The sequence below is a fragment of the Ruegeria sp. BHSA118 genome (assembly GCF_059613405.1).
The window spans coordinates 1-24889 of sequence record NZ_JBXWSM010000061.1; the positions used below are offsets into that span (position 1 = coordinate 1).

A 24889-nucleotide genomic window follows, 5' to 3' on the forward strand; every position below is an offset into this window, starting at 1 on the left:
CTCAAGAAGAAGGAAACCGATGTGAAGCCTTATCCACGAGACATGACCGGTTACGGCGGGCAAGTTCCCAAAGCAAACTGGCCGAACGAAGCCAAAATCGCAATTCAGATCGTGCTGAATTACGAAGAGGGCGGTGAAAACAACGTTTTGCACGGCGATGCCGCATCCGAAGCGTTTCTGTCCGAGATCACCGGAGCCGCCCCTTGGCCGGGGCAACGGCACTGGAACATGGAATCGATCTATGAATACGGCAGCCGCGCAGGGTTCTGGCGCGTGCATCACCTTTTGCAGGATCTGCCTGTTACCGTCTATGGTGTTGCAACCGCTTTGGCGCGTGCACCTGCACAGGTTGCGGCGATGAAGCACGCCGGATGGGAGATCGCCAGCCACGGTTTGAAGTGGATCGAACACAAGGACATGGGCGCAGAAGAAGAACGTTCCCAGATCCGCGAGGCCATCCGGCTGCACACAGAGGTTACAGGTCGGCCGCCCCGTGGTTGGTATACGGGCCGCTGTTCGATGAATACGGTCGAACTGGCCGCCAAGGAAGGCGACTTTGCCTATATCGCCGACAGCTACGCCGACGATCTGCCATACTGGATCAAGGCAGGGGGCAAGGATCAACTGATCATGCCCTATACACTGGACTGCAACGATATGCGCTTTGCAATCCAGGCCGGGTTCACCAATGGGGAACAGTTCGAAAGCTATCTGAAAGACAGCTTTGACATGCTCTATTCCGAGGGTGAGGCGGGCGCGCCCAAGATGCTCTCGATTGGGCTGCACTGCCGTCTGATTGGTCGCCCGGGTCGTGCCATGGCGCTGAAACGTGCACTCGATTATTTCAGGAAACACGACGGTGTCTGGTTCGCAACGCGTGAACAAATCGCTGATCACTGGGCGCAAACGCATCCGCCAAGCCAAAGGTTGACCCCGTCGGAAATGGATCGACCAACCTTTGTGTCGGAATTCGGCGGTGTGTTCGAGCACAGCCCGTGGATTGCCGAAGGTGCGTATGAACTGGAACTGGGCACGACGCATGACAATGCCGCTGGCGTCCACAACGCGCTGGCGCGCGTATTCCGTTCCGCCTCGCCCGAGCAGCGCCTTGGCGTTCTGACGGCTCACCCGGACCTGGCGGGCAAGCTGGCCGCCGCCGGCCGCCTGACCAAAGAAAGCACTGCGGAACAGGCCGGTGCGGGTCTGGACATGCTGACCGATGAAGAACGCGCAACGTTCACGGCATTGAACGAAGCCTACACGACCAAGTTCGGCTTTCCTTTCATCATTGCCGTCAAGGACAACACCAAGGCCAGCATTCTGCAAGCCTTTCGCCGTCGCATCGACAATGACCGCGACAGCGAATTTGCCGAAGCCTGCCGTCAGGTTGAGCGCATTGCCGAACTGCGTCTGATCGAGAAGTTCGCGCAATGACGGCTGCCTTGAAACTTCGCCCATTGACGTCAGAGGCATTTGCACCTTTCGGCGATGTCATCGAGGCGGCCGGCCAGGTGGACAAGCTTATCAATCAGGGTAAATGCGCCCGCTATCACGATCGGGCCGTGTTGGATTTCCACGATGGGCGTGCGGGTATCAGCGTGTTTCAGTCCGAAGTCTTCAGTCTGCCGATCAAGTTGGAAATGGTTGAACGCCATCCGGATGGCAGCCAAGCCTTTTTGCCTTTGTCGGATAAACCATTTGTCGTGGTTGTGGCCCCGGATGAAAACGGAACACCCGGGCAGCCTATCGCATTCAAAACAGCGTCCGGACAGGGTGTGAATTATCATCGCAACACCTGGCACGGCGTTCTGACCCCGCTTCATGCGCCCGGACTTTTTGCGGTGGTCGACCGAATTGGAGCCGGGCCCAACCTCGAAGAACATTGGTTCGAGGAGGCTTTTGAAATCACAGAATGAGGCGCGTTGCCGGAAGAGGAGCCGGCTGCGAACCTCAAGGGAGGAAAGACCAAATGTCAGATGCATCCATCGGAACGCCGGAACAACTCCGCGATCCGAATTATACTCCGCCGCTGCTGAAGGCGGTGCCGCTTGGAATTCAGCATGTGCTGGCGATGTTCGTGTCCAACGTCACGCCAGCAATTATCGTTTGTGGTGCCGCCGGTTTCGGCTTTGGCTCGAACAGCCCCGATTTTCCGCAGATGATCTACATGATCCAAATGTCGATGTTCTTCGCGGGCGTCGCCACGTTGTTTCAGTCCATTGGTGTGGGTCCTGTTGGTGCCCGACTGCCCATCGTGCAGGGGACTTCGTTTGCCTTCATCCCGATCATGATCCCGCTGGTGGTTGGAAAGGGCGTCGACGCCATTGCAGTTCTGATGGGCGGTATCGTTGTTGGTGGATTGTTCCACGCATTCCTCGGGTTGTTCATTGGACGTATTCGCTTTGCTCTTCCGCCGCTGGTTACGGGGCTTGTGGTGACCATGATCGGCCTGGCCCTTGTCAAAGTCGGCATTCAATATGCCGCCGGCGGTGTGCCCGCCATAGGTACCGAGGAATATGGCTCGGGTCTGAACTGGTTCATGGCCGGAACCGTAATCGTGGTCACGCTTGGCCTGAAATTCTTTGCCCGGGGCATGTTGTCGGTGTCGGCGGTTCTGATCGGTTTGCTGGTCGGATACGCCGTGGCCTTCCTGCTTGGTCAGATCAACCTGGGCAACGTCGGCAACGCGGCATCCTTTGCACTGCCGAACCCCCTGCATTTTGGCCTCGAATTCTCGGTCGCGGCCATCATCGGTTTCTGTGCAATGTCCTTTGTTTCCGCCGTTGAAACCGTTGGGGACGTATCCGGTATCACCAAAGGGGGCGCTGGCCGAGAAGCCACCGACAAGGAAATACAGGGCGCGACCTATGCCGATGGTCTTGGTACTGCGATCTCTGGCCTGTTTGGGGCGCTGCCGAACACGTCGTTCAGCCAGAATGTCGGGCTGATTGCCATGACCGGAGTCATGAGCCGCATGGTCGTGACCATCGGCGCGCTTTTCCTGATCGTTTGCGGGCTTATCCCCAAAATCGGGGCGATAATCTCGTCCATTCCGATTGAGGTTCTTGGCGGCGGCGTGATCGTGATGTTCGGCATGGTTGTTGCGGCGGGGGTCTCGATGCTTTCGGACGTGAACTGGAACCGGCGCAATATGGTTATTTTTGCAATCGCCCTGAGCCTTGGGCTGGGTTTGCAGCTGGAACCCAACGCGTTGCAATACTTGCCCGGCACATTGAAGGTTCTGGCGACATCAGGAATCCTGCCCGCCGCCGTCATCGCCATTGTATTGAATCTGGTGCTTCCCGAAGAACTTTCCGACGAAGCGACGGAAGAGGTCTCGGGCGGCATGGCCGGTCATGGTCTTGGCTCCATCGGGCAAGACGATCACGTCTGATGCGTTCGACCTGATACACTGATCGTCCTGGGCAAAAATGAAGCGGCGCGTCTTGACGCGCCGCCTCTCTTTGCTCGGTCACCATTAAATGGAGATCTGCTGTCAAAAGCTGTCCGCCCAAAAGGACCACCGACGACTATGCCCGGGGGGGTGCCGTCTGGCTTCAGAAATCGACCTTGATCGCGATCCCTTTCCGAACGGCGAGGTCGACCACGGACGCGGCGACCGCAAGATCTTGAAGGCCAACACCAGTGCCATCGAACAGCGTGATCTGATTGTCCGATATCCGGCCCGGATCGGTGTCGTTGATGACCGCGCCAAGCTGCGTCACATCGCTTTCTTGGATCAGGCCTTCGGCCACCGCGTGCTGCGCTTCGCCGATGCTGACGGATTGCGCGACTTCGTCCGTGAACACGCTCGCCTTGGCCAGAAGGGCGGCTTCGACTTCCTGTTTTCCTTTTGTGTCGGTACCCATGCAGGCGATATGAGTTCCGGGGCTGACATGGTTCGCCATCAGCGAGGGCGCAAAGGCCGAAGTGATCGAAATAATCACATCCGCCTCAGTCATTTCGTCAAGCTCGACGGCCTGGAACGGAACGCCGACTTCATTGGCGACCTTCTCGATATTCGGCAGCATTTCGGGGTGGTAGTTCCAGCCGATGACTTTTTCAAAATCGCGCTGCTCCAGTGCCGCGCGAAGCTGAAAGGCCGCCTGGTGGCCCGCGCCTATCATGCCGATGACCTTGGCGTCGCTACGTGCGAGATGCTTGATCGAAACCGAAGATGCTGCCGCCGTTCGAAGGGCCGTCAGAAGGTTTCCGCCGACCATCGCAGATGGCTTGCCCGTGTCGGGGTCGAAAAGAAAAACGGTGGACTGGTGGTTGATCAGCCCGCGTTTTTCCAGATTGTTCGGCCAATAGCCGCCCGCCTTCAGTCCCAGCGTCAGGCCGGCGCGGTCAAACCCGCCTTTGAAGCCGTATAGTGCATCTTCATGTCCGATGGCTTCACGCACGACAGGGAAGTTGTAGGCGTCGCCGGACGCCATTGCGGCAAAGACCTGTTCGACCGCGTCAAAAGCCGCTTGTCGGGTCATAAGGTCAGCGATCTCACGCTCGGGTACGATCAGCATTTCATTCTCCAATCAAACATTCGTGCGCCCGCGTGCCACCGCCGGAAGGAGAGCATACACGCGGGCGGCTGTCTGGCTGCTTCCGAGCCAGCCCTCCCAAACCGAGCAAGTTCGGATCAATAAGCGCGTCCGCGGGCGGATACGGGCCAGACGGTCTCGACCTTGCCGTTGCGAACACCGACATACCAATCATGCACGTTTGCGGTTGGGTCGCAGTGCCCCGGAACCAGCCTGAGCTTGTCGTTGACCTTCAGCGCGCCGTTCGGGTCCATCACGACGCCGTGTTCGTCCGAACATTTGATGTACTCGACATCATCTCGGCCGAAGATAACGGGCAGGCCGCTGTCCACCGATTGCGCCTTGAGGCCCGCATCGACAATCGCCTTGTCCGCCTTGGCGTGGCTCATGACGCTGGTCAGGATGAAGAAGGCGTTTTCCCACTCGCCCTGATCGATCCGGTTGCCGTCCTTGTCCAGGATCCGGCCGTAATCGGCATCCATGAAGGCGTAGGACCCGCATTGCAGTTCGTTGTACACGCCCGAGTTGGATTCGAAGTAATATGAGCCGGTGCCGCCGCCCGAAACCAATTCGCATTCGATGCCTTCGGCTTTGAGGCCTTCAACCGCGTCCTTTACCATCGCAATTGCGGTGTCGAGCTTTTCCTTGCGTGCCTCATAGCTGTCAAGGTGCTGCATTGCACCCTGATAGGCCTGAATGCCGGTGAATTTCAGGTTCTCTGCTGCTTCGACCGCTTTGGCGATTTTGATCACGTCGGGTGTTGTCGTCACACCGCACCGGCCAGCGCCGCAGTCGATTTCGACGAAGACCTCCAACTGTGTTCCGTGATCCACCGCCGCGCCTGAAAGATCCGCGACATTGTCCAGATCATCGACACAGACGATGATGCGGCTGCCCAGCTTTGGCAGGCTGGCAAGACGGTCGATCTTGGCGGGGTCGCGCACCTGGTTCGACACCAGAACGTCCTTGATACCGCCGCGCACGAACACTTCGGCCTCTGAAACTTTCTGGCAGCAGACGCCAACGGCGCCTCCGATCTTCTCCTGCAACTTGGCAACGTCTACCGATTTGTGCATTTTCCCATGCACACGGTGACGCATGCCGTGCGCCTTGGCATAGTCGCCCATCTTCTTGATGTTGCGTTCAAGCGCGTCGAGATCCAGCACAAGACAGGGGGTCTGGATATCTGCTTCATCCATTCCGGGCTTGGCCGGAATGTCAAAGCCTACTTCGAATTCGTCGAGATTGGTCATATCTTTCATTTCCGTATTCCTATGTCGGGATTGATGTCACGCGTTCAGCCAGGGCAGCCTGTCCAGATCGACATTGCCCCCGGTTATGATCAGGCCGACACGCTTGCCTTTGAATGCGTCCGGGTTCTTCAGGATCGTGGCCAGCGGAACGGCCGAGGATGGCTCCATCACGATCCGCAGGTGTTTCCACGTCAGTTTCATCGCATCGATGATCTCTTGTTCCGAGGCGGTGTAGATTTCAGAGACATGGTTCGACACGAAATGCCAGGTCAGCTCTTTCAGCGGCACCAGCAGCCCGTCGGCAATCGTCTTGGGTGCGTCATCCGCAATGATGTGACCGGCCTTGAAGCTGCGATAGGCATCGTCGGCCTGTTCAGGTTCTGCTGCGATGATCTTGGTTTCAGGTGCCAAGGTAGACAAGGTCAGACAGGTGCCGGATACCATGCCGCCCCCGCCGATAGGTGCGACAACCGCATCCAGACCGTCGGTCTGCTCGATGAACTCGCGCGAACAGGTGCCTTGCCCGGCGATCACGCGCGGGTCGTTGTAAGGGTGGACGAAATCCCCGCCCGTGGCAGCCTGAACCTCAGCAAAGGTCGCTTCGCGCGACGAGGTTGAGGGTTCGCATTCCGTGATCTTTCCTCCATAGCGCCGCACCGTGTCTTTCTTGGCCTGTGGCGCTGTGCGCGGCATGACGACGTTGCAGGGAATGCCCCGTTTCATTGCCGCATAAGACAGGCACGAGGCGTGGTTGCCCGAAGAATGGGTTGCAACACCTTTCCTGGCCTGTTCGTCATCAAGGCCAAACACGGCGTTCGCAGCGCCGCGAACCTTGAAGGCGCCCGGTTCCTGAAAGTTTTCACATTTGAAGAACAGCTGTGCGCCGCTCAGCTCGTTCAGATAGTCTGATGTGCGGACCGGTGTGCGGCGGATGAAAGGTTCAATCCGATCATGTGCCGCCAGCATGTCCTCGTAGGTCGGGATGTACATGTTACAGTCCTTCATTATGCGGCGTCCTTTTGAACGGCGCCCGAATGACCGCGATAATATTCCTGCGCAGCCGCCACGCCCGAGCCCAGCCGGATGTTCAGGCCCAGGTCGACCATGCACATTTCAGCGGTGGCAATCCCGGACAGGGCCATGACATCCGTCAGGCTGCCAAGATGGCCGATGCGGAATACCTTGCCGGCGACTTCACCAAGCCCCACACCGAAGGCTACGCCGTATTTTTCGGCAGCATGGGTCACGATGTCCGTCGCGTTGATGCCACTCGGCGTGCGGATCGCGCTTACGGTGTCAGAATACACCGACGGATCAGCTGCGCAAAGCTCCAGCCCCCAGGCACCTACGGCGGCGCGAACACCTTCGGCAATGCGATGATGCCGGGCAAAGACGTTTTCCAGCCCCTCGTTCAGCAGCATATCACAGGCCTGGTTGAGGCCATTCATCAAGCCAACCGCGGGTGTATAGGGATAGGCGTTGTTGGCATAGCCCTTCGCCATGTCGTGCACGTCAAAGAAGGTGCGGGGCAGGGTCCCTGTGCTGGTCGCGTCCATTGCCCTCTGGCTAAACCCGACGATAGCAAGGCCCGCAGGCAACATGAATCCTTTCTGCGAACCCGTGACGGCCACATCAACGCCCCATTCGTCAAAACGGAAATCCATGGATCCGATAGATGAAACACCATCGACAAACAGCATTGCGGGGTGCCCGGCAGCATTCAGAGCCTTGCGTACAGCGGCAATATCCGATTTCACACCGGTTGCCGTTTCGTTGTGCGTGGCAAGAACAGCCTTGATTTCGCGGCTTGTGTCGGCGGTCAGAATCTCTTCGTAACGATCGGCTGGCAGCCCTTCGCCCCAAGGGGTTTCGACGATCTCGACATTCAGACCGTGGCGTTGGCACATATCGATCCAGCGATGGCTGAACATGCCGTTGCGCGCCGCCAGAACCTTGTCACCGGCCGACAGGGTGTTGGTCAATGCGGTCTCCCAGCCTCCGGTTCCGGTCGACGGGAAGATGAAGACTTCGGCACTGTCGCTTTTCAGGACTTTCTGCACACCCGCGCGCGCAGGATGCAGAATCTGCCCGAACAGCGGCGAACGGTGGTCGATCGTGGGCATATCGCAAGCCTTGCGCAGGCTTTCAGGGATGTTGGTCGGGCCCGGGATGAAAACGGGGTTTTGAAAGCTCATGGATGGTCTCCTTCCGTCGTTGACCACACGATAAACTTCCGTCACTCAGCCCGATATATTTTTGAAAAAGACTTTCAAAAATCTATGTTCCGAATTTAATTTATAATTGTCAGTACCTTATATTTTTCATATGATGAATTAGTCTTTCACGAATGATCAAAGGGTTTTTATGGATTCTCAAGACAATACTCGCGAATCCCGCAGAAAAGCCCGTGGAAGACCACGGGGATGGGACGACAAGACAGCGCAAAACACGATCAAGTCGCTCGACCGCGCGATGGAGGTTTTCGAGTATCTGAGTGAAGCGCAGGGCAAGGCGTTAACCGCGCTGTCCGACGAAATGGGCCAGTCGCCCGCCACAGTTTACCGAATTCTCGTTACACTTGAGGGCAGGGGACTTGTCGAGTTCGATCACGACGAGCAGGTCTGGCACATCGGTCCTCGAGCGTTCGTAATCGGCTCGCGCTTCCTGCGTCGCACCAGCCTTGTGGACCGGGCCCGACCCGTGATGCGAAAGCTGATGGAGGCCACGGGCGAGACCGCAAACCTGGGGGTGGAAAAAGAAGGAATGGTATTGTTCTTGAGCCAGGTGGAAACCCACGCCAGCATCCGGGCGTTTTTCCCTCCGGGCACGCTGTCTCCGATGCACGCATCGGGCATCGGGAAAGCTCTGTTGGCATATATGGATGAAGAACGGCTGGACCGGCTTTTGGCCAAGACGGAACTGCGGGCCTTCACGGACCGGTCGATTACCAGCCCGGTCGCACTGAAAGAAGATCTTGCCATGGTCAGGGCACAGGGCTTCTCGATAGACAACGAAGAAAAAAACGCGGGTATGCGATGTATCGCTGCGCCGGTCTTCGATATCAACCGAGAGGCTGTAGCCGGGATTTCGGTATCCGGACCGACAAGCCGCGTCAGCGAAACCGAAATCGCGCGCCTGAGCCGCCCCGTCATCGAGGCGGCGCGTCAATTAACTCTGGCCATTGGCGGGGCTATTTCTGCGCCGCTGACCTGAGGCGCCGGTGCTGCGGGTAAGCGGCTGGTCCTGGCCGCAGTGCCATATGACGGTTCACGTCTTTGTAGAGCAGGTAACGGAACTTACCCGGCCCGCCTGCATAGCAGGCCTGCGGGCAGAACGCGCGCAACCACATGTAATCGCCGGCCTCGACCTCTACCCAATCATTGTTCAGCCTGTAGACGGCCTTTCCCTCAAGAACATACAGACCATGTTCCATCACATGTGTTTCAAGGAACGGAATGACGGCGCCCGGCTCGAAAGTCACCACGGTCACGTGCATATCGTGCCTCAAGTCACTTGGGTCGACAAAGCGCGTCGTGGCCCATTTGCCGTCGGTTCCGGGCATCGGCGTTGGCGTGATCTCATTTTCGTTGAGAACCAAAACGTCCGGGCGGTCAAGCCCTTCCACCGCTTCATAAGCCTTTCGAATCCAGTGGAAACGCAGGGTCTCACCGCCTCGGTTTCGTAAGGTCCAATTGCATTCAGCGGGCAGGTAGGCATAGCCGCCGGGCGTCAGCTCATGGGTCGTGCCGTCGGCCGTCAATGTTGCTGCGCCTTCGACCACGAACAAAACGCCTTCGGCTTCGGGATCGGTCTCGGGCCGGTCAGAGCCACCGCCGGGCTGAACCTCCATGATGTATTGCGAAAAGGTTTCGGCAAAGCCGCTTAGCGGGCGTGATATCACCCATAAGCGGGTGTCGTCCCAAAACGGCAGAAAACTGGTCACGATGTCCCGCATCGTTCCCTTTGGGATCACTGCATAAGCGTCGGTAAATACGGCGCGGTCAGTCAGCAATTGCTCCTGACCGGGATGCCCACCGTGTGGCGAATAATACTTGGCGGTCATGCATGCTCCTGAAAAATGTCATTTGCCTGAAATATGCGCCTAAGGATCGGTGCGGACCACCCGCAAAAAGTTGACAGCTCTATTCGTAAAGATTTGAAAAATCAGAATTTGGCCGTCAGTAAGCGCACACAGCATTGGCATCATGCGCGCGCTGCGCAGCCGGTTGGATCAACGAGGTTTGGGTCAGGGTTGCACTGGTCTGACCCCGGACAGATCCGGGGAAATCCGTATCATCTGCGACAGGTCAGGTTTCAGCCTTTTGCTTTTACCGGAAATCATCTCGAGCGGAACGCTTGTTGCTGCGGCGAGTGCTTCCTGAACGGGGATCTCTGCTTGTTCCGTCAGAACCCGCACCGCATTTGTCAGGCACAAGTCGGCCCCGGCCAGAGTGCCATCCTCCAAAGTCAGCCTGCCGTTTTCCCGCCGGATACGGCGCCCTTCCAACTGAAACTCGGTCAGTGACGTACCGGCGACCGCCATCGCATCGCTGACAAGGAAAATCCGCCCTGGTCCGCGCTTGGCCGCCCAGGCAATCCGCATCGTATCGGGATGAACGTGGATGCCATCCGCGATCAAGCCCGCCGATAGCGACCCGCAGGATAGCGCCGCGCCGACCAGTCCGGGTTCTCGGCTGCCAAGCTGGCTCATCGCATTGAACAGATGCGTTGCGCATTGCGCCCCGGCACTTGAGAAAGCCAGGCAGGTCTCAAAAGGCGCGTCCGTATGCCCCAGAGAGACGATGACCCCCGCGCGCTTCAATGCTTCAACCTGTTGCGGGGTTGTGCTTTCGGGTGCCAGCGTGACCATCAATGCAGGCAGGTGTTTTGCAGCGTCGATCAGAATTTCCAGATCGGTTTGCTGCATCGGGCGGATCAGGGCGGCATCATGTGCACCCTTGCGTCGCACAGACAGGTGCGGACCTTCCAGATGCAGGCCCGCAATACCGGGAACACCCGTCTGAACGGCCTTGATGGCGGCATCAATCGCGGCCCGGGTTTTCTCGGCCGTGTCCGTGATCAGGGTTGGCAGGATGCGAGTGGCACCCAAAGCGCGATGAGCGCTGGCGATTTGGGTCAGCGTGTGAACCGATGGATCGTCGTTGAACATCACGCCCCCGCCGCCGTTCACCTGCAAGTCAGCATAGCCGGGGCTGAGGATGTCGCCACGCAGATCCTCGATCTGGTCATCCTGTGCGATCTGGGCCGCAGGTAGCAACGCATCCAGCACACCGTTTCTGAACCGTGCGGCGTATCCTTCACGCAATTCAGTGCCATCGAAGATTGGGCCGCCCGCAAAGGTAACAGTTGATCTGATCATACCGTTTCCGTCACTTTTTTCAGATGGCGTGGTGTGTCCGGGTCGATCCCGCGTTGTGTGGCCACCTTCTCCACCATTCCATAAAACGCAGCGATTGTTGGTATCGGGTCCGTCATCCAATGCGACGTCCGGACATGGGGCAGTTCCGTGGCGTGTTTCACGCGGCCGGTTGTGGCGAAAACCACAGCGCCTTTGGATGCCAGTGCGTCCGCAACTTCGGCCAGATTGTCCTCTGCGGCATCCCCGGACGACAGGGTAAGCACGGGAAAGCCCTGATCCACAATGGAAACCGGGCCGTGCAGAACCTCGGCCGCCGAATAGCTTTCTGCGTGGATCTGGCAGGTTTCCTTGAATTTCAACGCGGCTTCGTTGGAGATTGCCAAAGACAGGCCTCGGCCCAAGGTAAACAAAGACCGACCATCCACCGCGTCCGCCACGGCGCTCCAGTCGCAGGCGATTGCGGTCGACAAGCTGTCCGGCAGCCCATGGATTGCGCGCAACAGGTGATCATCGCGCTTCACCTGCGCAATCAGCCATAATCCGGCGACTAAAGACGTCACGAATGTCTTTGTCGCCGCCACGCTCAGCTCGGGGCCCGCGTGAATGGGCAGCGTTGCCGTGGCTGCCTCGGCCAGGGCTGAGGAAGTGTTGTTCGTGATCGCGACCGAGTAAGCCCCGCCGGATGTGAGCGACTGCGTGAGTTGCACGATGTCCGGGCTCTGACCGGATTGTGAGACAGAGATGCAGATTGCATCCTCGCAGCGCATGTCGACCCCGTAGATGGATTTTACCGACGGTCCGACCGAAGCCATCGGCAATCCAAGCAGCAGTTCCGAGGCGTATTTCAGAAAACTGCACGCATGATCCGAAGATCCGCGCGCCACCGAGATCAGGAACCGCGGGTCGCGGGCCCGGATCTCGTCGGCGGTTTGCGCGATCAATTCCGCGCCCTCGGTCAGAAGGCGGTCAACGGCGTCGGGAATCTCATCGATCTCGCGCCGCATCTGAGTGGTTGTGTCAGGCATTTTCCCAGGCTTTCAATTTGACAGGCGCAGCTCGGCCACAAAGTCATAGGCGTCACCACGGTAGATCGAGCGGGTCAATTCAGCGACCCGCCCGCTTTGCAGATATGAGGTGCGTTGAATCCGAAGCCCGGCCGTACCTTCCGCAACATCCAGACGCTCTGCTTCTGGCGGTTCGAGGTTAATGGCCGAGATTTTCTGGACCGCGCGCACCGGTCGCAGACCAGATTGTTCAAGAACAGAGTAAAGCGACCCCGTCACTTCGGTGGGGTTCGGCAGGATATCGAGCGGAAGGGCCGCTTTTTCCAACGCCATCGGGCGTCCTCCTGCCTCTCGCAGGCGGTAGATACGCGCGACCTGTTCATTTGCCGACAAGCCCAATGCCATCATTTCTTCAGGCGATGGCAGGAAAATCCCACGCTCCAGCCATGTCGAGGTTGTCTTGAGCCCGCGCCGCTCCATGTCTTCGGTGAACGATGTCAGATGGGACAGCGATTGTTCGACCTTCGCCACGGGTTCGCGAACAAAAGACCCAGACCCCTGTCTTTGTTCGATTGCACCTTTGCGCACCAGTTCATGAATGGCCTTGCGTACGGTCACACGGGACAGGTCGGTGATCTCGGCGATTTCTCTTTCAGGGGGCAGCGAACTGTTGGGAGGCAGGATGCCGTCCTTGATCCCTTGTTCAAGGCGTTGACGGAGCTGTACATAGCGCGGGCCCGAGCTTTGCCCCAACCATCCTTCGGGCCGCAGGAAATCAGCTATGTTCATGTTCGATTTCCTCCAGATACGCCTGTGCCAATGCAAGTGCGCCGGACAGTGGATCGCCCGCAGGCTGGACCAGAGCAGATTGCATGTCCGCAGGCAGGTGCGGTGCGTAAAGGGGGCCGATTCCGCCGGTCAGACAAACGGGCAGGCCAACGTTCCAGCCCATTTTCTTCATCACGTCGATCAGATAGTCTGCACCGTCCCGCAGGATGGACCTGGCCAAGTCGTCCCCGCGATTGGAAAGCTCGGTCACAAGCGGGGCGAGGGCACCAAAGTCCGATGGCGTCATGTCAGCCGCGGCCCGTACAATTCCTGCGGCATCGCCGAATCGAGACAGCAGATCCTGCGCCAATGCCGAAGGGCCGGTCATACCATCCGTGTGCTCCAGCGTCTTGGCCAGCGCCCGTTTGCCAACCCATTGCGCGGACGCTTGATCGCCCAGAACAGGACCCCATCCGCCGGCAAGCTTCATCTCGCCACCCCTTTGCATTGCGACAAAAGAACCGGTGCCGCAATGTGCGACAAACCCGTCCCTGGCCCCCAATGCGCCGCGCAAAGCGGCGGCGCGATCATCTTCGATCCGGACGTGCCGAAATGGCAATGCTGCCGCAAGTTTCCGGGCAATCGCGTCACCTGTTATCCCGGCCAGGCCCAGATAGGCGGGCGCTTGCGCAAGCTCCTCGGGCGAACGGCCCGTCAGAACGGCCAGAGCTTCCAGACCGCGCCGCAGCTCGATGCAGGCGGCCTCGAAATCAGTCGACACGTTTGCCGCGCCGACTTCGACCCTGTGTGTTTTGCCATCAACAAAAGCGGCGACGCGGCAGCGCGTTCCGCCTCCGTCGGCGGCCAGGAATATGGGTTTCGATGACTTTACCATATAAAGACCTTTATAATACCTTTTGCGCATTTTGAAGTCCTAAATGTGACCAAGCTGGCGAATATCATGCTATATCGGCCGAAAATAAAGAAAAAAATAAATGGTAGACTAATGGTATTTAAAAGGTATGATGTCGAGAGTTCTTGGGGGAGAATCACTTGATTACGCCGGCGACAGAACAATTGCATCAGGATGCGCATGGGCTTGATACCCGTCCGCAGGCGGAAGTGGCCGCCCTGCTGGCGCAGTCGCAGGTGTCAGCGGCGACGGCAGTGCTTGATGCGCTTGGCCCGATTTGCAGCGGGGCGACGGCCATGGCCCGGACGATCCGGTCGGGTGGTAAGCTTCGATATCTTGCGGCGGGGTCTTCCGGCCTCATGGCGGCCTCGGACGCGCTGGAGCTTGGTGGAACCTTTTCCATTCCTTCGCAGCAGATCCGCATTCATATGGCGGGTGGAATGCCGACTACGGCAGACATGCCAGGGGATGTAGAGGACGCTGTTGATGGGCTGGCGCAAGAGGTGTCGGATATGGTTGGCAATGATACGCTCATCGCGGTCTCGGCCAGCGGCACCACGCCTTATACCGTCGCCGCCGCAAAACTGGCGCGCGACAGGGGGACGCCCGTGATCGGGATTGCAAACAACGCGGGCTCGCAATTGTTGCAACTGGCCGACCATGCCGTTCTGCTTGCGACCCCTCCGGAATTGATCTCGGGCTCAACCCGAATGGGGGCCGGCACTGCGCAGAAAATAGCCCTCAATACGTTGTCGACGCTGATGGCCATCGAGCTTGGGCATATTCAGGACGGCATGATGATCAATCTGCGGGCGGACAATGACAAATTGCGCGCACGCGCCAACGGAATCGTGTGCCAGCTTACCGGCGTATCACCAGAACGTGCTGATGATGCCCTGAGGGCCGCGGATGGCAACCTGAAATGCGCGGCACTTGTCGCCGCAGGTGCCGTATCGGCAGAGGATGCACAAAAGCGACTGGCTGAAACGAATGGCCATCTGCGTCATGCGATGAACCGGCTGAATGAAAATAACGAACATAGCAACCTGGGAGAAACCAAATGAAACGCAAAGTTCTGAGCCTGGCTCTGATGAGCACGGCGCTGGTCACAAGCGCCTATGCGCAAGACGCCACGCTGACAATCGAAAGCTGGCGCAACGATGACCTTGCCCTGTGGCAGGAAAAGATCATTCCGGCCTTTGAAGCGGCCAATCCAGGTATCAAAGTTGTTTTCTCGCCTTCAGCCCCTGCGGAATACAACGCGGTTCTGAACTCGAAGCTGGAAGCCGGATCCGCCGGTGATCTGATCACCTGCCGCCCGTTCGATGCTTCTCTGGCGCTTTACGAAGCGGGCCATCTGACCGACCTGTCCGATCTGGATGCGATGAACAATTTCTCGGACGTAGCCAAATCGGCTTGGCAGACAGACGATGCATCCGCCAGCTTCTGCGTTCCGATGGCATCCGTGATCCACGGCTTCATCTATAACAAAGATGCGTTCAACGAGCTGGGCATCGAAGTTCCGACCACCGAGGCCGAGTTCTTTGCCGCGCTGGACAAGATCAAGGAAGACGGCACTTACATCCCGATGGCGATGGGCACCAACGACCAGTGGGAAGCCGCGACGATGGGCTATAACAACATCGGCCCGAACTACTGGAAGGGCGAAGAAGGTCGTCTGGCTTTGATCAAGGGTGAACAGAAGCTGACCGACCCACAGTGGGTTGCACCTTATGCGACATTGGCCAAGTGGGGCGCGTATCTGGGCGACGGGTATGAGGCGCAAACCTATCCCGACAGCCAGAACCTGTTCACGCTGGGCCGCGCTGCGATCTATCCGGCAGGCAGCTGGGAAATCGCAGGCTTCAACACGCAGGCCGATTTTGAGATGGGTGCCTTCAAGCCGCCGGTCCAGAATGCCGGTGACACCTGCTATATATCGGACCACACCGACATCGGTATCGGCCTAAATGCCGCGAGCGAAAACCAGGAGGCTGCCCGCACGTTCCTGGCCTGGGTCGCAAGCCCGGAATTCGCCAGCATCTTCGGCAATGCGGTTCCCGGTTTCTTCCCTCTGTCCAACACTCCGGTTGAACTGGAAGATCCCCTTGCCAAGGAAATCGTCGGATGGCGGGATGAGTGCGAGAGCACCATCCGTTCGACCTATCAGATCCTGTCACGCGGCACGCCCAACCTCGAAAACGAGACCTGGGGTGCATCCGTTGCAGCCATCAAGGGCACCGAAAGCCCCGAGGTTTTGGGTAAGAAACTGCAAGACGGGCTGGCCAGCTGGTACGCACCGCATCAGTAAGACCTGAACCACTCACACCGGACGCGGCCCGACGCGTCCGGCACCTTTTCCCCGGAGATTCCCATGCCGACCCGCCGCATACGCTGGCACATCGCCGTTTTCCTTGCACCTGCGGTGCTGGTCTACACGGCGGTGATGATCCTGCCCTTGTTCAACACGCTCCGCCTTGCGCTGTTTACCGAAGTCGATCAGGCGCGTGTGTATGTGGGTTTGGAGAATTTCCGAACCTTGTTCCTTGATCCGCTCTGGTCCGAGCAATTCTGGAATGCGCTGGGCAACAACTTCTGGTTCTTCCTGATCCACATGCTGGTGCAGAACCCCATCGGTATCGCTTTGGCTGCGATCCTGTCACACCCGAGGTTGCGCTTTGCCGCACTGTACCGGTCAGCCATTTTCATTCCGACGATCCTGAGCTTCGTGATCGTGGGTTTTGCCTGGAAACTGATCCTGTCTCCGCTTTGGGGGATTGCGCCCTCGATGCTGGACGCAGTTGGTCTGAAATCCCTTTTCGCGCCTTGGCTGGGCAAGGAAGAATACGCTCTGACAACTCTGGCGCTTGTCTCGGTCTGGCAATTTGTCGGCATCCCGATGATGCTGATCTATGCGGCCCTTCTGTCGATCCCCGAAGAAATTCTTGAAGCCGGAGAGATCGACGGGATCACAGGAGCTTCGGCTTTCTGGAAAATAAAACTGCCGCTGATCCTGCCCTCGATCGGGATCATCTCGATTCTCACATTCGTGGGCAATTTCAACGCGTTTGACCTGATCTATGTCTCTCAGGGCGCACTGGCTGGGCCGGATTTTTCGACCGACATCCTAGGCACTTTCATGTACCGCACGTTCTTCGGCTTCCAGCTGCAACTGGGTGATCCGTATATGGGATCGGCCATTGCCGGCGCCATGTTCGCCATCATCCTTGTGGGTGTTTGCATTTACCTTTTCGGCATCCAGACCCGGATGCGCCGGTATCAGCTGTGAGGGCTCTGCAATGAACAAGGCACGCTCGAATCCACTGAATACCGCTGCAATGCATGGTGCGCTGATCCTTTATACACTGATCGCCCTGTTCCCGGTTTTCGTGATCATCATCAACAGCTTCAAAACGCGCCGCGCCATCTTTCGCGAGCCGCTTGCCTTGCCTGATGCCGAAAGCTTTTCCTTGATCGGCTACCAGACGGTGATGAAGCAGGGGGATTTCTTTCTCTACTTTCAGAACTCGCTGATCGTCACAGTGGTTTCACTGGCCTTTATCCTGCTGTTCGGCGCCATGGCCGCCTTTGCCCTCAGCGAATACCGGTTCAAGGGCAACCTGATCATGGGCCTCTATCTGGCACTTGGGATCATGATTCCGATCCGCATCGGCACCGTGGCGATCCTTGAGATGATGGTCGCCACAGGGCTTGTGAACACGCTCTGGGCCCTGATCTTCGTCTACACGGCACAGGGCTTGCCGCTGGCGGTGTTCATCCTGTCCGAGTTCATGCGCCAGGTCAGTGATGACCTGAAGAACGCAGGGCGCATCGATGGGCTTTCGGAATACACGATCTTTTTTCGGTTGGTGCTGCCTCTGGTCCGGCCTGCCATGGCAACCGTCGCCGTGTTCAACATGATCCCGATCTGGAACGATCTCTGGTTCCCCTTGATCCTTGCGCCCGCTGAAGAGACCAAAACCCTGACGTTGGGCAGCCAGGTCTTCATCGGCCAGTTTGTGACCGACTGGAACGCGGTTCTTTCCGCGCTCAGCATGGCGATCCTGCCGGTTCTGGTGCTCTACGTCATCTTCTCGCGCCAGCTGATCCGTGGTATCACCTCAGGAGCTGTCAAATGACCCGGGTTCTGATCGCTGGTCTTGGCAACATGGGTCTGAGCCATGCCTTGGCCCATCATCGCCACCCCGACGCACGGATCGTGGGGCTGGTCAACCGCACAGGTCATATAGACCATCCCGACCTGTCAGGCTATCCGGCTTATTCGGATTTTCAGGCGGCACTGGCCGAGACAAACCCAGATCTGGTCGTCGTCGCAACCTATTCCGACAGCCACGCAGACTTTGCCTGCGCCGCAATGGAAACGGGTGCGCATGTCTTTGTTGAAAAGCCACTGGCCACGACGGTTGCGGACGCCAGACGCGTGGTCGCAAAAGCAGAGGAAACCGATCGAAAACTGGTGATCGGATATATTCTGCGGCACCACCCGTCATGGATGCGCCTGATCTCGGAGGCACGCGATCTCGGCGGGCCGTATGTCTTTCGTCTGAACCTGAACCAGCAAAGCAGCGGGGCCGAATGGGAAACGCACAAGGCCTTGATGCAGACGACATCCCCAATCGTCGATTGCGGCGTGCATTACGTCGATGTTATGTGCCAGATCACCGATTCCGATCCCGTCCGCGTGCATGGCATGGGCCTGCGGCTGAGCGATGAGATTGCCGAAGACATGTATAACTACGGCCAGTTTCAGGTGATCTTCGAAGACGGCTCGGTCGGCTGGTACGAGGCCGGCTGGGGTCCGATGATGTCCGAGACCGCCTTTTTCGTGAAAGACATCGTGTCCCCCAACGGGTCGGTTTCAATCACGGATGGCAACAAGGGCGCATCCGCGGATATCGACGGCCACACCAAGGTTGGCGGCCTTCTGGTTCACCGCCCTGACGGCGACCGGATAGTTGAGATGCCGGATGAGCCCGGCCATCAGCAACTCTGCAATGCCGAGCAAGCCTATATGCTGCGTGCCATCGCCGAAGATATCGATCTGACCCGCCACATGAACGACGCCGTGCAATCGCTGGCCATCTGCCTGGCCGCTGATGAAAGCATCCGTACCGGCCAACCCATTTCGCTGAAAGAGGCAAGCACATGACCGCCCTGACGCTGCAAAACGTGAACAAATCCTTCGGCACCGTCGAGGTTCTGAAAGACATCAATATCGAGGTGGAAGACGGCGAATTCGTCGTCTTCGTCGGTCCCTCGGGCTGTGGCAAGTCCACCCTTCTGCGTGTCATCGCGGGGCTCGAGGATGTGACGTCGGGCGAAGTGCGCATCGGCGGAGAGCTCATGAATCTCACCCCGCCTTCGAAACGCGGTATCGCAATGGTGTTCCAGAGTTATGCTCTCTACCCCCACTTGAACGTGCGCAAGAACATGTCATTGGCGCTGAAACAGGAGGGCCAGAGCAGGCAGGTCATCGACGAGCGCGTCGAAAGGGCAAGCAAGATGCTGAACCTTGAACCTTACCTTGACCGGTATCCTTCCGAATTGTCCGGTGGTCAGCGCCAGCGCGTCGCCATCGGTCGTGCCATCGTCCGGGAACCAAAGCTGTTCCTGTTCGACGAGCCTCTGTCCAATCTCGATGCGGCCCTGCGTATGAATACACGGTTGGAGATTGCGAACCTGCACCGGCAGCTTGACGCTTCGATGATCTACGTGACCCATGACCAGACCGAGGCAATGACTCTTGCCGATAAAATCGTCGTTCTGCGCGACGGGCGTGTGGAACAGGTCGGCAGCCCGATGGAGCTTTACAACAACCCCGCCAACCAGTTCGTAGCCGGTTTTCTTGGGGCGCCGTCGATGAATTTCTTTCCTGCCAGCATGATCGGCGAAAGCGCGGACATTACAACGGGTATCCGGCCGGAAGACCTGTTTTTGTCTGACGATGGCCCGGTGGTCGCAAACGTCACCCATGTCGAACATTTGGGTGGTGACACCAACGTGATTGCCATGATGCAGGATCACCAGATCACCGCACGCCTGTTCGGGCAGCATCAGGTTGAAGCCGGTCAGAGCATCCGATTTGGATATTCTCCAGGCAGGGTTTATCGCTTCGACGCACAGGGCGCGCGTCTCGCGTGACACTCACTGACGCAGGGCTTTGGGGGCTAAAGTCAGCCGACTTTTCCATGCAGCGCCGCCTAAACACCGCCGGCTATTCTGGTGTTTCGGGTGAACATGACCGACCCGGATGATGAGACCGCGCGGAAATCAGCGGCGCGACCCGCCAAAGCGCGATAGAACTGGCGCAATCCGGGTTCGATATCTGCGGCAAGTTTTTCGCAATGCTGACACATGCGCACGATGTCGCCCTGAGGTCTTCGGGTTCTCAATGCTGCAATCAACTTACTGTGCCGTGCGACGAGTTCCTGGAACGCGTCGGTCTTCCGCAAAATGGAATCTCCAACCAGAACAAAAACGGGCTCCGGGTTGGCTTTGCCTTTCAGGTCAACATGGCCGGCCTGCAAAAATGCCAGTTCATCTCGACCGGCTTGATACACCCCGTCGGAAACGACAATGTCATACTCGACCGTTCGACAACATTGTTCGATCCGTGCCGAAACATTCACGACATCTCCGATAACTGTATAGTTGAACCGTTTTTGCGATCCTATGTTGCCGACGCAGGCCTGCCCCGTGGCGATTCCGGTTGCCAGCGCTATCGGCTTTCGGTTCCGCATGATCTCGGATGCATTGAACTGTGCCAAAGCACGCCGCATCCTGATCGCGGCAAGCCCTGCGCGGCATGGATGGTCCGCAACGGGTAAAGGCGCGTTCCAGAAGGCCATGATGGCGTCACCGATGAATTTGTCGATCGTGCCACGCTCATGCAGGATCTGATCTCCAAGCTTGGAAAACAGCGCGTTCAGCAAGGATACAAGTTCCGTTGCCGACGCGGACTCGGACAGAGCGGTAAATCCCCGGATATCCGAAAACATCACAGTGATTTCCTGACTTTCTCCGCCCAATTGCAGCTGGTGGCCCGAATTCTCCATTTCATCAAGGATTTCCGGGGCCACGTAATGCGAAAAGACTTTTCGAATTTGGCGCTTTTCGCGCTCGGTCGAAACGAAAAGATACCCCGCCAGCAGGCCAAAATTCGCGATGCCTCCAATCAGGGGAAAGGTGGCGTCGAACAGGATGGATTGGTTTTGAAAAACCAGCCAGCTGATGGCAAGAACGGCTGCGGCGGCTATGCCACCGGCGATGAAGGATGCAATGGCGCCAAAGCTGGACATGACGGCAATCACCACAAGCCCTAGAAACGCAAAGGCAAGCAGTTCCTGCGCCGCGGTCACGTCAGACCGGCTGAGCATATCACCGGTCAGAATCTGCTCGATCATCTGGGCATGAATTGAAACACCGGGGACGCTTTCGCCAAGTGCTGTCTGGTGAATATCGAACAAACCGGCGGCGGAGGTTCCGATCAGGATTATTCTTCCTTCGATTTCGGATCGAAGCCCGGGGTTTTCGGAACCTTCCAGAACATCATTGGCTGAAATGTAAAGGTCGGGGGTGTCCCGCCGGTATTTCAGCCAAAGCTCGCCATTCTCGGTCGTCGGCAAACGGTATCCGGCGATTTCGACGGCCAGCATGATGCCAGCCTCGTCAGGCGCGCCTTCCATGAGAATGCTGGTCTCACCCAGGGCGACCCTGAGGGCTTCGACTGCAAGGCTTGGCAGCGGACCGTCCGGACCGTTCCAAAGAACCGGCGCACGTCTTACGATGCCGGTCCCACCGATGGGCGAGACATTGACCCCACCAACACCCGCCGCTGCCCGATCCAATGGTGGCGCGATTGGCGTCCAATGCGGGACCGAGATCAGCCCCTCGGCGGGGCTTTCTCCGAATTCAATGATTCCGGCTTTGGCCGCAATGGGTTCACCTTTGGCTGACAATCGCGCGGCCACGCCCAGCACCACGGGCCAGTAGGCCATTTCCATCCCAAGCATGATATCGTTGTCCAGCTTTTCGGCATGGCGTTCCACAGTCAACACGCCCGCCAGCGATGGATCGTTCAGAAGGCGAGATGGCGAATACCGGTCAGGTTCGGCAAACAGCATGTCGAATGCAATCGTCGCGGCGCCATAGTCACCCAGATTTTGCACCAACTGCGCAACCAAAGTGCGGGGCCAGGGCCATTGTCCAAAGCTGGCAAGCGAAGCCTCATCGATATCCACGACGCGCACGGGGAGTTCGGGATTGAACTCCCGCGGGGATAATCTTTGCAAAACGTCGAAATAGATCAGGCGCGTCATTCGAACCGGGTACGGATCCCACGCCCGGATGAAGCAACCCAATAGGATCAGCCCCAGCCCCACGAGGCGGAAGGCCCATCGCCCGTTCCTGGATTTCCGCACCTTGTCGCTCACACCATCCTCCAGACAAATGGAACTGAAACTGCGTGTACAACAGCAATTCCCGAGCAATCACGGATCAGTTTCTTCCCGCTCTGGTTCGTCCCGTTCGGGCTCCTCAGGTTCGGGTTCTTCCTGTTCGGGTTCTTCCTGCTCCGGTTCTTCTCTGTCGGGCTCTTCCTGCTCTGGTTCTTCCTGTTCGGGTTCCGCATGGTCCGGCTCTTCTCTTTCCGGTTCATTGTTCGCGGAAGGCGAAGGTCCAGAGACCGTATTTTGGACTTCTCGCTGCTGAGGAGGGTCCCTACGGGCTTCCGACCGGTCCGCTTCGACGCGCCGTATGGGCGCTCCATCACCTGAACACCCTTCTACCCGTACCTGCAAAGGGGGCAGCAACCCTTCCTGGGACTGAACGAATGGAAACCCGCTTTTCAGCGCTTGTTCGTATTGCGCCTGATCGGCAGGCCGTCCAACTCCTCCCTCTCCGCTTGTTGCGAACATGCTGCATTGACGCCCCGAAGACCTGCACGAGCCCTGACTGCCACACATGCGGACCGTACCTTGCAGGACAAGCATCGCGCTTTGTTTATCCGACACGATCCACATGTCGAAGGTTGTGCCGCGCACGGCCATTGTCGCCGACGGAGTCCTGATCGAATAGGCCCTCTTTCGGCTTTTCCCAGAAATAAACCGAAAACTGCCACCCAAAGCCTGAACAGCAAAGCTCTTGGCTTTGCGGTTATTTCGCAACATGGACACATCCAGCACCATGCGTGCGTTGGGGCCGATGGCAATCTTGGTGTCATCCACAAAAACGATTTGGATTACGCCAGTCTGATCAGTGCTGAGCGCGTCGCCGGACGCAACCTCCATTCCTGAATAAACGGGCTGTGCTTTTCCCCCGCGAACGACTTGGGCGCCTTGTTTGACGCTGATGATTTTTCCAATGTTGGCGATGGTCTGCGACGGTATGGCCACGGCAACGCAAAGAACCATTACAATCTTTAACAACGACAAACTCGAACCCCTTCCCCCAACGGGTTTTGACGCACGGAAACCGCGCTGTGCTCGACGCTTGCCTCTCAAAAAACATGTTATTATCGTTTATATGCATTAAAAACGTAGACAAATATGCATTATTTTTCGCGCTCTTAGCAAGAATTATGTGAAAACGACGTTCAAAAACTGCTTTTGGGGAGCTTCTGTGAAGGCTTGGTCGGGCGCAGTTTCGCAGCTTTTGTTGCCGGCCAAGCACCTGTTTGGAAAAGTGCGGATTTTCAAATTTGACCCGACATGAAATTGTTGGTTGTCCCGATGCGCAGTGCAACCTTGGGCGCAGTTGAAATTCTGATTGCGCACCGTATGTCTTGCCGTGAACGTACGTATATCAACACGCGCTGACGACCCTTTTACTTTGCCACCCTTTGCGGCTCTTTAATGTAACATGTCCCTCGGGTAGAAACGCAGATGGGCAAGCTGACGGTCGCTGCCCGATTGTTCCAGCGCTGCAACACGGAGTCTGTTCATGCTGTTTCGTCGCATTATCGTCGCGGCCATGTTTTCTGGCTGTTTGCTGTCCACAGCGTCTGCACAATCCGCAGCTGAATCCGCTGCCCGGCTCTTTGTGGAACTGAACTCGGCTGAGAATGTCGCCAGCGCGTGCAGGTTGACGTTTCTGGTCAGGAATGAAACCGGGCAGCCGATCGACGGTGCCGTATTCGAAACCGTCATTTTCGACACCGAAGGTGGTGTGTTGAACCTTTCTCTGTTCGATTTTCGCGACTTGCCCGCCGACCGGCCCCGGGTGCGCCAGTTCGACCTTCCCAACAGAACATGTGACACAGTTGGACAAGCCTTGATCAACGGCGCGAATTCCTGCGTCGTGGGTGGTTCCGAAAGTGACATATGCGACAGCACCCTGACGCTGAGCAGCAGGGTGGAAATGGAGTTGTTGGGATGAGTCCAGTAGCCGCACTTCGTGAGATTTTCGAACTCGGCGGGCCGGTGGTGGCGATATTGATCGCCATGTCGGTTTTGACGCTGGCGGTCACCCTCTACAAGCTCTGGCAATTTGCAGCCTGCGGTGTCGGGCGGCACAAGGTGCTGTCTGAAGCTCTGGCAGCCTGGGATGCAGGAGATCACACTGCCGCACGCGCCAGACTGGCGGACAGCAGCAGCTATCTTGCCCCTATTGTGGGCGCGGCGATGAACGCATCTGGTGTTCCAGGGGCCGATGACCGGCTGGATGCCGAAGCGGGTCTGGCGCTTGCCGGGCTGGAACGTGGTTTTCGCTTGCTGGACACCGTGGCGCAGCTGGCGCCTTTGCTGGGTCTTTTTGGTACGGTTCTGGGTATGATCAGTGCATTCCAAAGCTTGCAAACCGCTGGATCATCGGTTGATCCGTCACTTTTGGCAGGCGGGATCTGGGTGGCCCTGATTACCACGGCTGTGGGTCTGGCCGTTGCGATGCCAACGTCGATGGTTTTGTCCTGGCTTGAAAGTCGAACCGCACGCGAGCGTGTTTTTGCGGACAAGGCTTTGCGTACGGTTCTGGTTCCCGGTCATTCCATCCAAAGCTCAGAGGCGGCGGCACAG

At 57.8% G+C, this 24889-nt stretch carries 23 protein-coding genes; 12 read left to right on the plus strand and 11 right to left on the minus strand.

Annotated elements, in window-relative coordinates; genetic code table 11:
- Positions 1-21: 21 nt before the first annotated feature.
- The 3 genes from puuE to AC2FNN_RS16495 are packed head-to-tail and all read left to right on the plus strand — an operon-like array spanning position 22 to position 3394.
- Positions 22-1434, plus strand: a complete 1413-nt coding sequence (gene puuE, locus AC2FNN_RS16485) for an allantoinase PuuE (RefSeq protein ID WP_496759606.1) — start codon at positions 22-24, stop codon at positions 1432-1434.
- Complete coding sequence (locus AC2FNN_RS16490; RefSeq protein ID WP_496759584.1) at positions 1431-1916, plus strand: ureidoglycolate lyase; 486 nt, start codon at positions 1431-1433, stop codon at positions 1914-1916. Before puuE ends, AC2FNN_RS16490 begins: the two co-directional genes overlap by 4 nt.
- A 53-nt stretch (positions 1917-1969) precedes the next feature.
- Positions 1970-3394, plus strand: coding sequence for a uracil-xanthine permease family protein (locus AC2FNN_RS16495; protein WP_496759585.1), 1425 nt, complete (start codon positions 1970-1972; stop codon positions 3392-3394).
- 163 nt (positions 3395-3557) lie between these two features.
- On the opposite strand, the gene bhcD is transcribed toward AC2FNN_RS16495, so the two are convergent.
- The 4 genes from bhcD to bhcA all read right to left on the minus strand — a co-directional run bounded on the left by bhcD (position 3558) and on the right by bhcA (position 7989).
- Positions 3558-4523 (minus strand): iminosuccinate reductase BhcD, encoded by a 966-nt coding sequence (gene bhcD, locus AC2FNN_RS16500; RefSeq protein WP_496759586.1) that lies wholly within the window; start codon positions 4521-4523, stop codon positions 3558-3560.
- Between the two features lie 116 nt (positions 4524-4639).
- Positions 4640-5803, minus strand: coding sequence for a 3-hydroxy-D-aspartate aldolase BhcC (gene bhcC / locus AC2FNN_RS16505; RefSeq protein WP_496759587.1), 1164 nt, complete (start codon positions 5801-5803; stop codon positions 4640-4642).
- Positions 5804-5830: 27 nt separating this feature from the next.
- A complete protein-coding gene (bhcB, locus tag AC2FNN_RS16510) occupies positions 5831-6799 on the minus strand; it encodes a beta-hydroxyaspartate dehydratase BhcB (protein ID WP_496759588.1) in 969 nt (322 codons plus the stop codon).
- Entirely contained in the window at positions 6799-7989 is a 1191-nt protein-coding gene (bhcA, locus tag AC2FNN_RS16515) for an L-aspartate--glyoxylate aminotransferase BhcA (RefSeq protein ID WP_496759589.1), read from the minus strand. The genes bhcB and bhcA overlap by 1 nt, the downstream gene beginning before the upstream one ends.
- Positions 7990-8158: 169 nt before the next feature.
- On the opposite strand from bhcA, the gene bhcR reads away from it, so the two are divergent.
- A complete protein-coding gene (gene bhcR, locus AC2FNN_RS16520) occupies positions 8159-9007 on the plus strand; it encodes an HTH-type transcriptional regulator BhcR (protein WP_496759590.1) in 849 nt (282 codons plus the stop codon).
- Here the strand turns inward: bhcR and AC2FNN_RS16525 are convergent.
- From AC2FNN_RS16525 to AC2FNN_RS16545, 5 genes are all read right to left on the minus strand, one after another.
- Positions 8985-9857 carry a bifunctional allantoicase/(S)-ureidoglycine aminohydrolase gene (locus AC2FNN_RS16525; RefSeq protein WP_496759591.1) on the minus strand — a complete coding sequence of 291 codons (873 nt, stop codon included), beginning with the start codon at positions 9855-9857 and terminating at the stop codon, positions 8985-8987. The genes bhcR and AC2FNN_RS16525 overlap by 23 nt on opposite strands.
- Before the next feature lie 183 nt (positions 9858-10040).
- Positions 10041-11174: an N-acetylglucosamine-6-phosphate deacetylase gene (gene nagA, locus AC2FNN_RS16530; protein ID WP_496759592.1), complete on the minus strand. Its 1134-nt coding sequence runs from the start codon at positions 11172-11174 to the stop codon at positions 10041-10043.
- Entirely contained in the window at positions 11171-12199 is a 1029-nt protein-coding gene (locus AC2FNN_RS16535; protein ID WP_496759593.1) for an SIS domain-containing protein, read from the minus strand. The genes nagA and AC2FNN_RS16535 overlap by 4 nt, the downstream gene beginning before the upstream one ends.
- A gap of 12 nt (positions 12200-12211) precedes the next feature.
- Positions 12212-12967: a GntR family transcriptional regulator gene (locus AC2FNN_RS16540; protein ID WP_496759594.1), complete on the minus strand. Its 756-nt coding sequence runs from the start codon at positions 12965-12967 to the stop codon at positions 12212-12214.
- Positions 12954-13871, minus strand: coding sequence for a glucosamine kinase nucleotide-binding domain-containing protein (locus tag AC2FNN_RS16545; RefSeq protein ID WP_496759595.1), 918 nt, complete (start codon positions 13869-13871; stop codon positions 12954-12956). The genes AC2FNN_RS16540 and AC2FNN_RS16545 overlap by 14 nt, the downstream gene beginning before the upstream one ends.
- A 128-nt stretch (positions 13872-13999) precedes the next feature.
- Between AC2FNN_RS16545 and AC2FNN_RS16550 the strand changes: the two genes are divergently transcribed.
- The 6 genes from AC2FNN_RS16550 (at position 14000) to AC2FNN_RS16575 (ending at position 20021) form a co-directional block, all read left to right on the plus strand.
- Positions 14000-14923, plus strand: a complete 924-nt coding sequence (locus AC2FNN_RS16550) for an N-acetylmuramic acid 6-phosphate etherase (RefSeq protein WP_496759596.1) — start codon at positions 14000-14002, stop codon at positions 14921-14923.
- On the plus strand, positions 14920-16170 hold the full coding sequence (locus AC2FNN_RS16555; protein WP_496759597.1) for an ABC transporter substrate-binding protein: 1251 nt from the start codon (positions 14920-14922) through the stop codon (positions 16168-16170). Before AC2FNN_RS16550 ends, AC2FNN_RS16555 begins: the two co-directional genes overlap by 4 nt.
- A 63-nt stretch (positions 16171-16233) precedes the next feature.
- Positions 16234-17148, plus strand: a complete 915-nt coding sequence (locus tag AC2FNN_RS16560) for a carbohydrate ABC transporter permease (protein WP_496759598.1) — start codon at positions 16234-16236, stop codon at positions 17146-17148.
- A 10-nt stretch (positions 17149-17158) separates the two neighbouring features.
- The gene (locus tag AC2FNN_RS16565) at positions 17159-17998 is read left to right on the plus strand and encodes a carbohydrate ABC transporter permease (RefSeq protein WP_496759599.1); all 840 of its coding nucleotides are present in this window, start codon (positions 17159-17161) and stop codon (positions 17996-17998) included.
- Positions 17995-19029 carry a Gfo/Idh/MocA family protein gene (locus AC2FNN_RS16570; protein ID WP_496759600.1) on the plus strand — a complete coding sequence of 345 codons (1035 nt, stop codon included), beginning with the start codon at positions 17995-17997 and terminating at the stop codon, positions 19027-19029. The genes AC2FNN_RS16565 and AC2FNN_RS16570 overlap by 4 nt, the downstream gene beginning before the upstream one ends.
- Positions 19026-20021 carry an ABC transporter ATP-binding protein gene (locus AC2FNN_RS16575; RefSeq protein ID WP_496759601.1) on the plus strand — a complete coding sequence of 332 codons (996 nt, stop codon included), beginning with the start codon at positions 19026-19028 and terminating at the stop codon, positions 20019-20021. Before AC2FNN_RS16570 ends, AC2FNN_RS16575 begins: the two co-directional genes overlap by 4 nt.
- A gap of 59 nt (positions 20022-20080) precedes the next feature.
- On the opposite strand, the gene AC2FNN_RS16580 is transcribed toward AC2FNN_RS16575, so the two are convergent.
- A complete protein-coding gene (locus AC2FNN_RS16580; protein ID WP_496759602.1) occupies positions 20081-22312 on the minus strand; it encodes a CHASE2 domain-containing protein in 2232 nt (743 codons plus the stop codon).
- Between the two features lie 57 nt (positions 22313-22369).
- Positions 22370-23305, minus strand: coding sequence for a FecR family protein (locus AC2FNN_RS16585; RefSeq protein WP_496759603.1), 936 nt, complete (start codon positions 23303-23305; stop codon positions 22370-22372).
- Between the two features lie 514 nt (positions 23306-23819).
- On the opposite strand from AC2FNN_RS16585, the gene AC2FNN_RS16590 reads away from it, so the two are divergent.
- A complete protein-coding gene (locus tag AC2FNN_RS16590) occupies positions 23820-24254 on the plus strand; it encodes a hypothetical protein (protein WP_496759604.1) in 435 nt (144 codons plus the stop codon).
- A partial coding sequence (locus tag AC2FNN_RS16595) for a MotA/TolQ/ExbB proton channel family protein (RefSeq protein WP_496759605.1) occupies positions 24251-24889 on the plus strand: 639 nt, incomplete at its 3' end. The genes AC2FNN_RS16590 and AC2FNN_RS16595, both read left to right, overlap by 4 nt.